The following is a 15372-nucleotide window of genomic DNA, read 5'->3' as shown; positions in this document are numbered from 1 at the left end:
TGGCGTGGGCTCAGCTCCGTTCCCAGGGCAGGCCCTCGTCCTCCATCACCTTGTTCCATTTGGCGATCAGGGTCAGCAGTTCCTCGATCATCGCGTCGCCATCCATGCCCACGGCGGACATGTCGGCCTTCCACTTGTCGATCGACGGCTGCGCCATCTCGGTCATCTTCTCGTATTCGGCATCGGTCAGCTCGACGAATTCGACCGGATCGTCACCGGATTTCAGCGATTCCACGGCCTTCGCATCGGCATCGACAAGGCGCTCGCCGTAGAAGTCCATCGTGTCGCGGCCGACCTGCTTGACCACTTCCTGCTGCTCGGGGGTGAGCATCTCGAACGTGTCCTTGTTGATGAACGTGCCGAGGCTCGCGAGGCTGGCGAAGCGCATGTCGGTGATCGTGTCGATCAGCTCGTCCAGCTTGGACGCGACGGTGTAATACGCGTAGGTGACCGAGCATTCGACCAGGCCGGTTTCCATGCCCTGGTAGACGTCGTAGATCGGCATCGAGACGAGGTTGCCGCCCAGTTCGCCGAAGATGTCGGTGGAGGCGCCGGTATGGGCGAACTTCGTTCCCGGCACGTCGTCGAGCGAGCGGATCCCTTCGCCCGAGCAGGCCATGATCCCCGGCGACAGCGAGAAGGTCGAGATGTACTCGATGTTCATCTCGTCCATGCGGGCCTGGAGCTGTTCGTTCGTGGTGAAGAGCTCGTAGACGGCCTGCATCATCACCCAGGGGTGCGCGGGCTCGAGCTGAAGCCCGGCCATCTGGAGCTCGGGGAATTCCGACGCGGCATAGGCGCCGATGACAACGCCCATGTCGGCGACGCCGGTCGAGAGCGATTCAAGCGCCGCATTGGTCTTGAACAGGGCGCCGCCCCAGTTCTGGTCCACCCGGACCTCGCCATTGGTGCGCTCTTCGATCTGCTCGGCGATGTAGCTTACCGCCTCGGCACGGACGCCGCGGTTCGGCCCCGGCTCGTTCGCGATGAGGACGGTTTCGGCATGGGCCGCAAGCGCAATGGCGGACACGGAACAGGCAGCAAGCGTCGTCTTGAGAATGGTCTTCATGCAATCTCCTCCCAGAGTCGGATCGGACAGGGGTGCCGATCAGCTGGAATTTAGATAGCATGGTAACAATAACCAAGCAATATATAAGTCAGCGAATCTATTTGAGAATCGAGGATCGGACCCGGATCGCCTTCGACCCGGGCCCCTGCCCTCACGCCCAGCCGGTGTAGCGGGCGGCCTGCGTGTCGAGCCGGGCGCGGGCGGCGAGGAATTCGGCCTCGAGCCGGTCGACCAACGTGGCGACGGGCACCACGTCGCTCACCGCGCCGATGCCCTGCCCCGAGCCCCAGATCTCCTTCCAGCTCTTCGGCTTCTCGCGGTTCTCGGCGAAGTTCATCTTCGACGGGTCCGACCGTTCGAGGTTCTCGGGATCCATTCCCGCGGCCGAGATCGAAGGCTTGAGGTAATTGCCCCAGACCCCGGTGAAGAGGTTGGAATAGACGATGTCGTCGGCGCCGTGATCCGCGATCATGCGCTTGTAACCCTCGGCGGCATTGGCCTCCTCGGTGGCGATGAAGGCCGACCCGGCATAGCCGCCGTCCGCGCCCATGGCCATCGCGGCCAGGATGCTGTCGCCCTTCGCGATCGCGCCGGACAGGAACAGCGGCCCGTCGAACCACGCCCGGATTTCCTGGATCAGCGCGAGCGGCGAGAGCGCGCCGGCATGGCCGCCCGCACCGGCCGCGACGGCGATCAGCCCGTCCGCGCCCTTTTCGATGGCCTTATGGGCGAAGCGGTCGTTGATGACGTCGTGCAGCACGATGGCACCGACCGAATGCGCCGCCTCGTAGACCCATTCCTGCGCGCCGAGCGAGGTGATCCAGACCGGCACCTTGTGCTTCACGCAAAGCTCGATGTCCCGCTCGAGCCGGTCGTTCGAGCGGTGCACGATCTGGTTCACCGCGAAGGGCGCGGCGGGGCGGTCCGGGTTCTCCTGCCGGTGGCGGTCGAGCTCCGTTGTGATCCGGCCGAGCCATTCGTCGAGGCTCTGGCCGTCCTTCTCGCGCGCGTTGAGTGCCGGGAAGGAGCCGACGATCCCCGCCTTGCACTGGGCCATGACGAGGTCGGGGTTCGAGATGATGAACAGCGGGCTGCCGATCAGCGGCAGGCGCAGATTTTCAAGGATGGCGGGCATGGTCATGGGCGTTCTTCTCTCCTCGCAAGAACGGATGGCGGGTCAGGCGACGGCGCCCGACCCGAACAGGGATTCGATCCGGGCCGCGTCGAGTCCGGCCTCCTCGAGCACCTTGCGGCTGTCGGCCCCGGCCTTCGGCGGCGCCGGGGGCAAGGGCGTCGCGGCCTCGGCGAAACGCGGCGCGGGCATCGGCTGGGCCGGGCCCTCGGGGGCAAAGATGCCGCGGGCGCGGTTGTGCGGATGATCCGCCGCCTCGGCCGGGCTGAGCACCGGGGCGAAGCAGGCGTCGGTCCCTTCGAGCAGGTCGCACCAATGGGCACGCGGCTGGCTGAGGAAGGTCTCGGACAGCCGGGCGCGGATCGCGGGCCACTGGCTGCGATCCGCGCGGTCGCCGATCTCCTCGGGCGCGATCTCCAGCTTCTCGAGCAGGCAGGCCCAGAACTGCGGCTCGAGCGCGCCGATGCTGACCCATCCGCCGTCGGCGCATTCGTAGATGCCGTACCACGGCACCCCGCCGTCAAGCGCGTTCGCGGCGCGTTCGTCCCGCCAGACCCCCATGGCGCGGCGGGAATGGATCATCGTCATCAGCGACGAGGTGCCGTCGCAGATCGCCGCGTCGACCACGTCGCCCCGGCCGGTCCGCGCGGCCTTGAGCAGGCCCGCGACCATGCCGAAGGCCAGATACATGCCGCCGCCGCCGAAATCGCCCAGCAGGTTCAGCGGGAAGGTGGGGGCACGGCCGGCCTCGCCGGTGGCCCAGAGCGCCCCGGACAGGGCGATGTAGTTCAGGTCATGCCCGGCGGTGTGGGCGATCGGCCCGTCCTGCCCCCAGCCGGTCATCCGTCCGTAGACGAGCCGCGGGTTGCGGGCGTGCACGACTTCGGGGCCGAGGCCGAGGCGTTCCATCACGCCGGGGCGGAAGCCTTCGATCAGCCCGTCGGCTTCGGCCAGCAGGTCCAGCGCCAGCTCCACCGCGTCGGGAGACTTGAGGTTCAGGGCCAGCGACCGGCGGCCGCGGGCCATGAAGTCCAGCGCCGGATCGAAGCCCCCGGCCGAGGGGCTTCCCTGTCCGCCGGGGCGGTCGATGCGGATCACCTCGGCGCCCATGTCGGCCAGCATCATGCCGGCGAAGGGGCCCGGGCCGATGCCGGCGAATTCGATGATGCGCAGTCCCGCGAGCGGGGGCGCGGCGGAGGGCATGTCCGTCACGGCTCTGTCCTTTGCGATATGGAAGAGGGGCGGCAGGCGCCGCCCCCGTGTCTCTAGCGTCGCGAGATCGCGTCCCTGAGGTTTTCCTTCATCTGCCGCAGCACGCGCAGCGAGGTCCGAAGGTCCGCCTCGGGGATGCCGCGGGTCGCCAGCTCGTCCACCTCGAAGATGGTCCGGGTCATGATCTTCACGACCTCCTTGGCCGGCGCCAGCGCATAGACCCGGTTCGACCGCCGGTCATCGGGGTCGGAGCGCCGTTCGACGTAACCGCGCGCCTCGAGCCGGTCGATCAGCTTGGAGATCGTCACCGTGGCGATGTCCATGCGGTCGGCCAGGTCGGACTGGCGCAACCCGTTCTCGCGCACGAGATGCACGAGAACCCAGCCCTGCGACATGGTCATGTCGTGCGGCTTGAGCAGGGAATCGAACAGAATGGCACGAAAGCGCGCGATATCCTGAAAGATCGGATTGTTGTCCTCGCTCAGGGAGCTGCGCTTTTCCATCTCCGGGTCCTCGGCCAAGGGCATGCCAGCGGGCTTGGGAAGCTCTAGCCCAGCCGGCAAGCCCTTAGCAAGCTTGCGATCATGCGCGGCGCTGCGCGGCACTCAGACCGGATCCCAGGTGAAGATGTCACCCGAGCGTTCCAGCGGATAGAAGTCGGACTTCATCGCCGGGAGCGCATGGTCGCGCACGGTCTCGGGCGTCCAGCCTTCGGAGCGGTGCGCCGAGCGGATCGGGCGCGGCTGGCTGAACAGGAAGATCTCGTTGTTCCGCACGCCGAAGATCTGGCCCGTCACGTCGCTGGTCGGATCGGCCAGCGCCACGCAGAGCGGGGCGATCTTCGCGGGCGTCATCTCCTTGATGCGCTCGACCCGTGCCTTTTCGGCGTCGGTCTTGGCGGGAATCGTGCCGATCAGGCGCGACCAGGCGAAGGGCGCGATGCAGTTCGACCGCACGTTGAACCGCGCCATGTCGAGCGCCAGCGACTTCGACAGCCCCACGATGCCCATCTTGGCCGCGGAATAGTTCGCCTGCCCGAAGTTGCCGATCAGGCCGGAGGTCGAGGTGAAGTTGATGAAGCAGCCCGAGGCCTGCATCTTGAACTGGGCGGCAACCGCATGGGCCATGTTGAAGCTGCCCTTGAGGTGGACGGCGATCACCGAATCCCAGTCCTCCTCGGTCATCTTGTGGAAGATCACGTCGCGCAGGATGCCCGCGTTGTTGACCACCACGTCGATCGCGCCGAATTCGTCCATGGCCTGCTGGTACATGGCCTGCGCGTCCTCGGCCTTGGCCACGTTGCCGAAGTTGGCAACCGCCTCGCCGCCCGCGGCCTTGATCTCGTCCACGACTTCCTGCGCCGGGGTCGCATCCGCGCCCGCGCCGTCGGCCGCGCCGCCGAGATCGTTCACGATCACCCGTCCGCCGCTCTTCGCCATCATCAATGCGATGTCACGCCCGATCCCCCGGCCCGCGCCGGTGACCACGACTACTTTTCCGTCGAGCATCCGCTCTCCTCCTCACTTGGCTTTCCACCCGGTTTATAATTAGCTTGATTACTGTTTGCAAGCTAATTACAGTCTCCTCCGAATACGGCCCTCAGCGGGCCGCAGGAGGAGAATCCCATGTTCAAACGTACGATTTATTCCGAGGAACACGAGATGTTCCGCGATCAGGTCCGCCGCTTCGTCGAGGCCGAGATCACCCCGCATCATGCCGCGTGGGAGAAAGAGGGCCGGGTCAGCCGCGAGGCATGGCTGAAAGCCGGGGAGAACGGCCTGCTCTGCGCCGCCATGCCCGAAGAATACGGCGGGGCGGGCGCGGATTTCCTGTTTTCCATGGTCGTCATGGAAGAGCTCGCGAAGGCCGGCGCCATGGGGCCTGGCTTCTCGCTCCATTCCGACATCGTGGCGCCCTACATCCTGCATTACGGCTCCGAGGAGCTGAAGCAGGAATGGCTGCCGAAGATGGCCCGGGGCGAGGCGATCGGCGCCATCGCCATGACCGAACCCGCGGCAGGGTCCGACGTGCAGGGCATCAAGACGACCGCGATCCGGGACGGCGACGAGTATGTCATCAACGGTCAGAAGGTCTTCATCACCAACGGCGGGAACTGCGACATCCTGATCCTCGCCTGCAAGACCGACCCGTCGCAGGGCGCCAAGGGGACCTCGCTGATCCTCGTCCCCGCCGACACGCCGGGCTTCCGGAAGGGCAAGCTTCTGGACAAGGTCGGCTGGAAGGCGCAGGACACCGCCGAGCTCTTCTTCGACAACGTCCGCGTGCCGGTCGGCAACCTGATCGGCGCCGAGGGCCGGGGCTTCTACCAGCTGATGGAACAGCTCCCGCAGGAACGCCTGCTGCAATGCGTCCGGGCGTCGTCGGCGCTGGAGGCCGCGCTCGAATGGACCGTCACCCACGTCACCGAGCGCAAGGCCTTCGGCAAGACCATCGGAGATTTCCAGAACACCCGCTTCAAGCTGGCCGAGATCAAGAGCCAGGCCGTCCTGATGCGCGTCTTCACCGACCGCTGCCTCGAGATGCACGTCGCCGGTGAGCTCGACGCGGTCGACGCGGCGATGGCCAAGATGCTGACCGCCGAGACGCTCTGCAAATGCCTGGACGACATGCTCCAGATGTTCGGCGGCTACGGCTACATGTGGGAATACCCGATCGCGCGGGCCTGGGCGGATGCGCGGGTCGGCCGGATCGCGGGCGGCACCGGAGAGATCATGCGCGAGATCATCGGCCGTCAGGTCACGGGGGGCCGGTGATGATCCGCTACCCCGACCTGATCCGGAAATACGCCTTTCACCGCCCCGACCACATCGCCACCCATTACGAGGGCCGCGACCATTCCTGGCGCGACTTCAGCCGGCGGGTGCACGGCATGGCGCAGGTGCTGGTCGAACGCGGCGTGGCCCCGGGCGACCGGGTGGCCTACCTCGGGCTCAACTCGCACTGGCTGGTGGAGATGTATTTCGTCCCCTCGGTGATCGGCGCCATCTCGGTGCCGATCAACCACCGCCTGTCCGAGGACGAGATGGTCGAGGTGGTCGCGGATTGCGCCCCCGCCATCCTCATCGTCGACCGCCACTTCGCCGACCGCGCCGCCGCGCTGATGGAGCGCTGCCCCACGCTCACCACGTTGATCTATGCCGACTGGGACAAGCCCGGCGCAACGTTGCCCGAGGGGACGCTGCATTACGACACCCTCGCCGATGCGGCGGGCGAGGTTCCCGACCACGCCTTCGACGACCGCGCCAGCCGGTCGGACGAGACGATGATCCTCTTCTACACCTCGGGCACCACGGGGCGTCCGAAGGGGGTGATGCTGAGCCACTCCAATTTCCTCGTGAACGCCACCGGTTCGGGCCATCTCTACGGCTACCGGCAGGACGACGTGCTGCTGCTCTCGGGCCCGCTCTTCCACCTCGGCACCGGCAGCCGCGTCTTCACCGCGGTGGCCTATGGCACCACCATGGTCGTGCAGCCGAAATTCGACGTGGAGGAAACCATGCGGATGATCGAGGAGCGCAGGATCTCGACCATGACCATGGTGCCGACGATGCTGCGGATGGTGATGGACCACCCCGATTTCGAGAAGTTCGATTTCTCCTCGATCCGGGTGCTGACCTACGGCGCCTCGCCGATGCCCGTCTCGCTGATGGAGCGCGCGATCGAGGCGATCCCGGGCATCACCTTCTGCCAGGGCTACGGGCTGACCGAGACCTCGCCGGTCCTGTCGGTGCTGGAACCCGCCGACCACGTCCCGGGCAACCCGATGATCGGCAAGCTCTCTTCGGTGGGCCGGCCGATCCTCTACAGCGACCTCCGGATCGTGGACGAGAACGACCGCCCCCTGCCCCCGGGCCAGCCGGGCGAGATCGTCGTCCGCGGCCCGCAGGTGACGCACGGCTACTGGAACCGCCCCGAGGAGACCGCGCAGGCGATGCGGAACGGCTTCTTCCACACCGGGGATGCCGGCTACATGGACGAGGACGGCTATCTCTACATCGCCGGCCGCACCAAGGAGATGATCATCTCGGGCGGCGAGAACGTCTATCCGATCGAGACCGAGAACGCGCTCTGCAAGCATCCCGCCGTGGCGCAGGCCGCGGTCTTCGGTGTCCCGCACGAGAAATGGGGCGAGATGGTCTATGCCGTGGTCGCCCTGCGCACCGGGCAGAGCGTCACGACGGAGGAGCTGATCGCCTTCTGCCGCGAGCGGATCGCCCATTACAAGGCGCCGCGCGGGATGACGATCTGGGCCGAGGCCCTGCCGCTCTCGGCCACCAACAAGATCGACAAGACCGCCCTGAAGCGGGCCGTTCTGGAAGGCGTGCCGGCATGAGCGCGCTGAATGTGACCCGCGAGGGCGGGATCGTCCTGCTCGAGATGGCCGAGCCGGGCTCGCGCAATGCGCTGTCGGACGCGCTGAAGGCCGCGCTGAGCGAGGCGGTCCATGACCTGACCGGCGACCCGGAGGTCCGGGCCGTGGTCCTGACCGGGAGCGGCGGCGTCTTCTGCGCGGGGGGTGATCTGAAGAAGATGCTCGCCAATCACAAGGCCGGCGCGGTCGGCGGGGCCGAGGACATCACCCCGCGCATGACGCAGCTGCACGGCTGGCTGCGGCTGCTGCGCGACCTGCCCGTCCCGGTGATCTGCGCGGTGGACGGCCCGGCCTATGGCGCGGGGCTGGGCCTCGCACTGACGGGGGACATCATCCTCGCCTCGGACCGGGCGAGCTTCAACGCCTCGTTCTGCAAGGTCGGCGCGGTGCCGGATGCGAACCTGTTCTACTCCCTTCCCCGGATGGTCGGCCTCCAGCGGGCGCGCGAGATGTTCTACACCGGCCGCACCGTATCGGCGGAGGAGGCGCAGCGCATCGGCATCGCGATGGAGGTCACGACGCCCGAAGCGCTCCTGCCCCGCGCGATGGAGATGGCGGCGATGATGACCGAGGCTTCGCCGACCGCCTTCGCGCTCACGAAGTCGATCACCGCCCGGTCGCTAGACCTCGACAGCGAGGCGCTGCTGACGCTGGAGGCGCAGGCGCAGTCGATCTGCCTGTCCTCCCGCTATCACCAGGACGCGCTGGAGCGGTTTACCAGGAAACTGCCGCCTCGGTTCGATTTCCGCTGAGCCTGTGCCGGGCTTGAGCCCGGCAAGCACCTTGCGTCGCCGCGATGCCCCCGTCCCCGGCCAGGCAATGGGGACGGGTCGGACAGGCGCCGGCCCGTGCGCCGGCGCCTGTCCGACGTCAGAGCCTCTTGATCTGTCCCGGCCGTGATCGCGCCCGCGCCGACGCGGCTTGCGACACCAGGGCGGCGCGCGGCGGCCTCGATCCGGACATGGGCAACAGGCTCGCTCCGCGCAGACGCGAGGCCGCCCGCGCCCCCGAAATGCCGAAGGCCGGGCTTGCGCCCGGCCTCGCCAGCCTCGGTAGGAGTCGTGCTCCGAACGCACCGACCCTCACGCTCCGCAGGTCAGCGCAACACGCCCTGCTCCGCCAGTTCCGCGACCGCCATCGGGTCCATCCCCAGCATGTCGCGCAGCACACGCTCCCCGTCCCGCCCGTAATGCGGCGCGGCCATTCGCGGCGCCCCCGGCGTTTCGGACAGCTTGAACCGGCAGGCCTCGACCCAGGAGGGCGTCCCGTCCTGCCGCTCGAGCTGAAGGAAATGCCCCCAAGCGGCAAGCTGCGGATCGGCGGCCATGTCGGCATTCGAGGCGACGACATGGGCCGCCACCCCGGCCGCCTGCAGAAGCGCCTCGACCTCGCCGGCCTCCCGCTCCGCGGTCCAGGCGGCGAGGATCCCGTCGATCTCGGCCTCGCGGGCCTTGCGGCCCTCGAGCGTGGCGAGCGCCGGGTCGGCCAGCGCCTCGATCCCCGAGGCGGCGACCAGCCCGCCCCAGGCGGCATCGTCCACCGCGCTCAGCGCGACCCATGCGGTCTCGCCCTCGGGCGCGGCGCAGGGATAGACATTGTTCGGCGCGATCCGCGGATCGCGGTTGCCCTGCGCGACGGTCACATGGCCCGTGACCGCGTAATCGGCGAAGGTCTCGGCGATGAACTGCATCCCCGCCTCGGCCTGCGAGATGTCGAGCCAGCGCCCCTGCCCGGTGCGGCGCCGCATGTCGAGCGCGGCCAGCAGCACCGGCAGCGCGAGGCGCGGGGCGCAGAAATCGGTATAGGGACCGTAGGGGCCGGTCGGCGGCTGGCCCTCGCGGCCCGCCAGCACCTGCAGCCCCGACATGGCCGCGCCGATGTTGCCGAAGCCCGCAAGCGCCTTCCACGGCCCGGCCTGCCCCATGAGCGAGGTCGAGAGCATGACCAGCCCCGGGTTGTCCGCGCGCAGGCTGTCGTAGCCGAGGCCCCAGCGGTCCATCTGGCCCGGCGCGAAGCTCTCCACCAGCACGTCGGCCCGTTTCGCGAGCGCCCGCACGATGTCCCGCCCCTCGTCGGTGGAGAGGTCGAGCGTGACGCCCAGCTTGCCCGCGTTGCAGTTCTCGTAGAGCCCGGACTTGTCCAGGTTCCGCACGCCGCCCGGGAAGGGGCCGGTCAGCCGCGCCACCTCGGGCCGCTTCGAGCTTTCGACCCGGATCACCGTGGCGCCGAAATCGGCCATGCAGCGGCCGATCATCGGGCCCGCGACGACCCACGAAAGGTCCAGCACCGTGAGATGGTCCAGCGGCTGCGCGGCCGGAGTCGGCGCGCCTTCGGGCATGAACGGCACCGCGCTCCGCCCGGCAAGCCACGCGGCCTCGACGGCCGCCCCGCCCTCGCCCGGTTCGGGCGCGGGGGTGATCTCGACGAACCCCGCGTCGAAGCCGAGCGCCGGGACGCCCGGCAACAGCAGGTCGCCGACCTGCCGCATGAAGCCCCGGGCCTCGGCATGGGGGCTGTCGGCGAGGTCCGAGGCGTCCATGATCGGCGCCAGCATCAGGCGATGCTCCAGCGCCATCTCGACGGTCTCGCGCTTGGTCATGGGCGCGAGGAAGGCCGCGACCTCCTCGCGGGCCTGCTCCATCTCTTCTTCGCTGATCTCGTCGTTCTCGATCTTCGGCGGCAGGCTCACCCAGTCCCATTCCGCGAATGTGTCGGAACACGCGCCCCGCGCCTTCATCAGCGCGAATAGGTTGTTGGTGAAGCGCCCGGCCGCCGGACCGAGGGCAAGGTGCATCTCGACCAGCCCGTCCTTCACCGGCCATTTCGACCGCTGCGTGCGCGAGCCGCTGCCCGAGAGGTCGAGCTCGCGCTTCTTCTTCGATTTCACCTCGGCCCGGAAGACGTAATCCGGGTGGCCGATGACGGTGGCGAGGCTCAGGCTCAGCGTGCATTGCGAGGCGGACGCCTGCGCCGAGCTGACCACCCGCTGGCCCCGCCCCGACCGGCGCCGCGCCTCGAGCGCGACCATGACGCCGCAGAGCGCATCGGCCGCGGCATGGTGATAGGCCTGCGGGACAGAGACGCGCGTCGGGATGCCGGCCTGCGATTCCGTGGGCTTGAGCGGCCCGCCCGAGGCCCAGGCGGTCAGGTCGCTGTCGGCATAGCCGGCCTTCGGCCCGTCGAGCCCGAAGGGCGTCACGATGGCATGCACCGCGCCGGGATTGCGCGCCAGCAGCGCCCCGGTGTCAAGGAAGGCGTCCCGCCCGGGATTGCCGCTTTCCAGGATGATGTCGGCCGCGGCCGCCAGCGCCATCAGCCGATCCGCCTCGGCCGCGCGGTCGAGCACCAGCGACCTGCGCCCGGTGCCATAGGCCGCCCAGAAGAGCGACCTCTCGCCGTCGAAAGGCCCCTGCCGGCGGGCAGGGGTGCCCTCGGGCGGTTCCACCTGCAGCACGTCCGCGCCCATCAGGGCCAGCATCCGCCCCGCCAGAACGCCGCGATGGTCGGTCAGGTCGAGCACCCGCAGCCCGGCCAGCGCGCCGGCGCCTGACGTCTCACGCATCGAGGAACCTCGCCATGCGCGTCGGGGTCGGGTTCAGCGTCACGCCCCCGTCCACGGGGATCACCGTGCCGGTGATATAGGCGGCACGGTCGGAGGCGAGAAAGGCGCAGAGCGCGGTCACGTCGTCGAGCGTGCCCATCCGGCCGAGCGGGATGGAGTTCACCCGTTCCTCGACCGCGGCCGGATCCGGCACGAGGCGCTTCTGGCCCTCGGTGTCCGCGATCGGCCCCGGAGAGACCGAATTCACCCGGATGCCGCGCGGCCCCCATTCCAGCGCCAGCGTGCGGGTGAGCATGTCGATGCCGGCCTTCGCCGCGCAGACATGCGATTGCCCCACCATCGCCACGCTGCCCTGCGGGGCCGAGATGTTCAGGACGCAGGCGCCGGGGGTCGCCAGATGCGGGAAGGCGGCATGCATCACGTGATGCGTGCCGAGCACGTCGATCTCCATCACCGCCCGGAAGCCGTTGGAGCTGATCTTCTCCGCCCGGGCAAGGAAGTTGCCCGCCGCACCCGAAACGAGGATGTCGATCTTGCCGAAGAGCTCGGCGCACCTGGCAAGGGCCGCCTCGACCTGCGCGTAATCCCGGACATCGGCGGACATGCCGTCCGCCTCTGCCCCGTGGCCGCGCAGGGTCTCGACCGCGCGCCCGACCTTCTGCGGATCGCGCGAGATGACGAAGACCCTGGCCCCCTGCCCCGCGAAATGCTCGGCGATGGCAAGGTTGATGCCGCTCGTCCCGCCCGAGACGAAGACGGTCTTGCCGGCGAACTCGCTCACCACTGCTCTTCCGTGGTCATCACCACGGTCGCCGCAGCCGAGAACATGCCGCCGACCCCGTGGCAGACCGAGAGCTTCGCGCCCTCCACCTGCGCCGGGGAGATGCCGCGCATCTGCCGGACGCTCTCCTGCAGGGCGTACATCCCGTACATCCCGGAGTGCATGTAGCTCAGCCCGCCGCCGTTGGTGTTCAGCGGCAGCTTGCCGCCGGGACGGGTGTTGCCCTCGGCGATGAAGGCGCCGCCTTCGCCGCGGCCGACGAAGCCGAGGTCCTCGAGCCCGTAGATCGGCAGGTGCGCGAAGGCGTCGTAGATCATCAGGTGATCGACATCCGAATGGCTGATGCCGGCGCTCTCGAAGGCCGCCTTGCCGGAGACCCGGAAGGCCTTGGACGAGGAGAAGCTCTCCATCTGCGAGATCATCGGCCCCTCGGCGCTCTCTCCGCCGTTGCCGCGCAGGTAGACGGGCTTCGTCGGGAAATCCTTGGCGCGGTCCGCCGAGGTCAGGATCAGCGCGCCGCCGCCGTCCGAGACGAGGCAGCACATCATCAGCCGGAACGGATAGGCGATCATCTTGGAATTCAGCACGTCGTCCACGGTGATCGGGTCACGCATCGTGGCACGGGGGTGGAAGCCCGCCCATTCCCGCTGGACCACGGCGACCATGGCAAGCTGCTCCTCGGTGAGCCCGTCATCCTTCATCTTGCGCATGACCGGCAGGGTGAAGCGCGAGGGCGGCACGAGCGGGCCGTAGATCGCCTCGAATTCCTGCTGCTGCATCGAGGGGAAGATCGGCCGGTGGCTGCGGTTGTTCGACCGCCCGCTCTCGCCATGGGTGATGAGCACCGTGGTGCAGAGTCCCTGCTGGATGGCGGCGGCCGCGTGGCGGACGAGGGTGATGAACGAGCACCCGCCCACGGAGGTGCCGTCGTACCAGGTCGGCGTGATGCCGAGGTACTGGATGATCTCGGCCACGTCGTGCCCGCCGGTGGCCACGCCGTCGATGTCGGCGGGCGTCAGCCCGCAATCGGCCATCGCGTTCAGCGCGGCATCGGCATGCAGGCCGGTCTGGCTCAGCTCGGGCACCTTGCCCAGTTTCGTGGTCTCGGCAGCGCCGACGATGGCGACGGTCGCGCGGCTCATTGTGCACCTCCCGCGGGCTTGAACTGGGGCACGGCGATCTCGCCGCGCTGCTCGAAGGTCACTTCGAGCGGCATGTCGAGGATCAGCGCCTCGGGATCGGGCGGGCAGTCGAGGATGTTCGACACCATCTTCACGCCTTCCTCGAGCATCACGACGGCCACGGTGAAGGGCGGCTCGTAGCCCGGCGCGGGCAGCTGGTTGATGATGTAGCTGTAGAGCGTGCCCTTCCCGCTTGCCTCGATCACCTCGACGTCGCGGCTGCCACAGGCGGGGCAGAAGGGCCGCGGCGGGAAATAGGCCTTGTCGCAGGCGGTGCAGCTCTGCAGCAGCAGCTTGCCCGCCTTGGCGCCGTCCCAGTAGAACCGGGTTTCCGGATAGATCGTCGGAACCTGTCTCTCGCTCATTGTCATCCTCCCTCAGCCCAGCCGGGCCAGACCATTGTTCAGCACCACCACGTCGCGTTCGACCACGCGTGCGCGGAAGCTCACCTCGTCGCCGTCGCGCCACATCTCCGTGCGGATCGTCTCGCCCGGATAGACCGGAGAGGAGAACCGCAGCTGCAGGTGCGTCAGCGCCGCGGGATCGCCATCGGCAAGCGCCGCGGTGATCGACCAGGACGCGACGCCGAGCGTCGAGAGCCCATGCAGGATCGGCGCCTTGAAGCCCGCACCCGTCGCGACCTCGGGGTCGGCATGCAGCGGGTTGTAATCGCCCGACAGCCGGTAGATCAGCGCCTGGCCCGGCAGGGTCCGGTGCTCGAACACCGCCTCCGGCTCGGTCTCGGGCAGCGTGTGAACGGGCTTCACCGGCCCCGTGGGTCCACCGAAGCCGCCGTCGCCGCGGGCAAAGCTCGTCCCCTCGACGGTGGCGATGAGCGTGCCGGAGGCCTTGTCGGTCATCCGCCGCTCGGAATAGATCAGGGCGCCCTTGCCCTCGCCCTTGTCGATGATCTCGGTGATCCGCGTCTCGCCGACGATCGTGCCTTCCGCGGGAAGCGGCGCGTGCAGGGTGAAGCTCTGCTCGCCGTGCAGGATCTTCTGCCAGGTCAGGCCGGTGTCCGGCTCCATCGCCCAGAAGCCGGGGCCGGCGAGCACGTTGACCATCGACGGCAGCGCGCAGAAGCCCTCGGCCCGCTCGTAGGTGGCGCGCAGATGCGCCGCGTCCAGCGGATCGCCGCCCAGCCCGAGGCCGAGCGCATAGAGGATCGTGTCCCGCTGCGTATAGCTCTGCTCCACAGGCGCGAAGGCCCGCGCCTTGAGCGTTTCGTAATCGATCATGAACCTCTCCTCCCTCGTCGTGATCCGGTATAGATACCTTGGTTATTGTCTGCAAGCTAATTACTTTTGGCGAGGCGCCGGATCGGGGCCCGAAGCGCCTCGGTTCCTGTCCAGCATGAACCCGGCTGACGGGTCCAGAGGTTTCCGAGACTGTGCGCGGTTCTGCTGAAGGGCTGGTGGCGCGCGGCAAATGAGGAGCAGGGAGCGGTTCTAGAGCGTCCTGACCGAGGAGCTGGAAGCGGCCGAAGGCAAGCTCAAGGAACGACGGCGTGCCTCCCTGCGCCGATCGACCTGCCGAAGACTCCGGCGGCCGCCGAGCCGCACAGGCTGGTCGAGACGGTGGTCGTGTCGTGGGACGAGGAAGCGGACCTCCACACGCTGGAGATCCGTGGCAAGCTGTTGGTGCTGTTGAGCTTTGCGAACAGCAAAAAGGCCGCGACCCTTTCGGGTGCGGCCTGTTCGCTAAAACTGGTTGCGGGAGTAGGATTTGAACCTACGACCTTCAGGTTATGAGCCTGACGAGCTACCGGGCTGCTCCATCCCGCGGCAATATTTGCCTCATGGTCTTAGTGGTGACGAGAGGCTTGATCGTATTGAGAGATATCGTGGGTCTTTTCTAGGTCTGGCGGCGACTTACTCTCCCACGTCTTGAGACGCAGTACCATCAGCGCGACGGCACTTAACGGCTGGGTTCGGGATGGGACCAGGTGTTTTGCTCGTGCTATGACCACCAGACCAAGAAAAGACCCAAGTTGTCCAAGTCATGTACGACTGTATGTAGTGTACGCTTTCTGTCTTGTAGGG

13 protein-coding genes, 1 tRNA gene and 1 rRNA gene are annotated in these 15372 nt (G+C 68.0%); 3 read left to right on the top strand and 12 right to left on the bottom strand.

Going from position 1 to position 15372, the window contains the following annotated elements:
* Positions 1-10: 10 nt before the first annotated feature.
* From Q344_RS0119390 to Q344_RS0119370, 5 genes are all read right to left on the bottom strand, one after another.
* Positions 11-1069, bottom strand: a complete 1059-nt coding sequence (locus Q344_RS0119390) for a C4-dicarboxylate TRAP transporter substrate-binding protein (protein WP_028288235.1) — start codon at positions 1067-1069, stop codon at positions 11-13.
* Positions 1070-1220: 151 nt separating this feature from the next.
* Positions 1221-2210: an NAD(P)H-dependent flavin oxidoreductase gene (locus Q344_RS0119385; RefSeq protein ID WP_028288234.1), complete on the bottom strand. Its 990-nt coding sequence runs from the start codon at positions 2208-2210 to the stop codon at positions 1221-1223.
* 36 nt (positions 2211-2246) lie between these two features.
* A complete protein-coding gene (locus Q344_RS0119380) occupies positions 2247-3404 on the bottom strand; it encodes a CaiB/BaiF CoA transferase family protein (protein ID WP_036540109.1) in 1158 nt (385 codons plus the stop codon).
* 62 nt (positions 3405-3466) lie between these two features.
* Complete coding sequence (locus Q344_RS0119375; protein WP_244881793.1) at positions 3467-3916, bottom strand: MarR family winged helix-turn-helix transcriptional regulator; 450 nt, start codon at positions 3914-3916, stop codon at positions 3467-3469.
* A gap of 102 nt (positions 3917-4018) precedes the next feature.
* The gene (locus Q344_RS0119370; RefSeq protein ID WP_028288231.1) at positions 4019-4921 is read right to left on the bottom strand and encodes an SDR family NAD(P)-dependent oxidoreductase; all 903 of its coding nucleotides are present in this window, start codon (positions 4919-4921) and stop codon (positions 4019-4021) included.
* 117 nt (positions 4922-5038) lie between these two features.
* Here Q344_RS0119370 and Q344_RS0119365 point away from each other — a divergent pair, with 117 nt between their 5' ends.
* The 3 genes from Q344_RS0119365 to Q344_RS0119355 are packed head-to-tail and all read left to right on the top strand — an operon-like array spanning position 5039 to position 8558.
* Positions 5039-6187, top strand: a complete 1149-nt coding sequence (locus Q344_RS0119365; protein WP_028288230.1) for an acyl-CoA dehydrogenase family protein — start codon at positions 5039-5041, stop codon at positions 6185-6187.
* On the top strand, positions 6187-7767 hold the full coding sequence (locus Q344_RS0119360) for a long-chain-fatty-acid--CoA ligase (protein WP_051630880.1): 1581 nt from the start codon (positions 6187-6189) through the stop codon (positions 7765-7767). Before Q344_RS0119365 ends, Q344_RS0119360 begins: the two co-directional genes overlap by 1 nt.
* A complete protein-coding gene (locus Q344_RS0119355) occupies positions 7764-8558 on the top strand; it encodes an enoyl-CoA hydratase/isomerase family protein (RefSeq protein WP_028288228.1) in 795 nt (264 codons plus the stop codon). The genes Q344_RS0119360 and Q344_RS0119355 overlap by 4 nt, the downstream gene beginning before the upstream one ends.
* 344 nt (positions 8559-8902) lie before the next feature.
* Here the strand turns inward: Q344_RS0119355 and Q344_RS25685 are convergent, their stop codons facing one another.
* From Q344_RS25685 to rrf, 7 genes are all read right to left on the bottom strand, one after another.
* The gene (locus Q344_RS25685; protein WP_084178502.1) at positions 8903-11368 is read right to left on the bottom strand and encodes a CaiB/BaiF CoA-transferase family protein; all 2466 of its coding nucleotides are present in this window, start codon (positions 11366-11368) and stop codon (positions 8903-8905) included.
* A complete protein-coding gene (locus Q344_RS0119345) occupies positions 11361-12149 on the bottom strand; it encodes an SDR family oxidoreductase (RefSeq protein ID WP_229669231.1) in 789 nt (262 codons plus the stop codon). Before Q344_RS0119345 ends, Q344_RS25685 begins: the two co-directional genes overlap by 8 nt.
* Complete coding sequence (locus Q344_RS0119340; protein ID WP_028288225.1) at positions 12146-13291, bottom strand: thiolase C-terminal domain-containing protein; 1146 nt, start codon at positions 13289-13291, stop codon at positions 12146-12148. The genes Q344_RS0119345 and Q344_RS0119340 overlap by 4 nt, the downstream gene beginning before the upstream one ends.
* Positions 13288-13695: a Zn-ribbon domain-containing OB-fold protein gene (locus tag Q344_RS0119335; RefSeq protein WP_211249935.1), complete on the bottom strand. Its 408-nt coding sequence runs from the start codon at positions 13693-13695 to the stop codon at positions 13288-13290. The genes Q344_RS0119340 and Q344_RS0119335 overlap by 4 nt, the downstream gene beginning before the upstream one ends.
* 12 nt (positions 13696-13707) lie before the next feature.
* Positions 13708-14568: a MaoC family dehydratase gene (locus tag Q344_RS0119330; RefSeq protein ID WP_028288223.1), complete on the bottom strand. Its 861-nt coding sequence runs from the start codon at positions 14566-14568 to the stop codon at positions 13708-13710.
* A gap of 469 nt (positions 14569-15037) precedes the next feature.
* Positions 15038-15114: transfer RNA gene (locus tag Q344_RS0119325), tRNA-Met, on the bottom strand.
* 74 nt (positions 15115-15188) lie between these two features.
* Positions 15189-15303 (bottom strand): 5S ribosomal RNA (gene rrf / locus Q344_RS0119320).
* Positions 15304-15372: the final 69 nt, after the last annotated feature.

The organism is Pseudooceanicola nanhaiensis DSM 18065, assembly GCF_000688295.1.
In the GTDB taxonomy this organism is placed as follows: Bacteria; Pseudomonadota; Alphaproteobacteria; order Rhodobacterales; family Rhodobacteraceae; genus Pseudooceanicola; species Pseudooceanicola nanhaiensis.
This window is presented reverse-complemented; position numbering and strand designations above follow the sequence as displayed.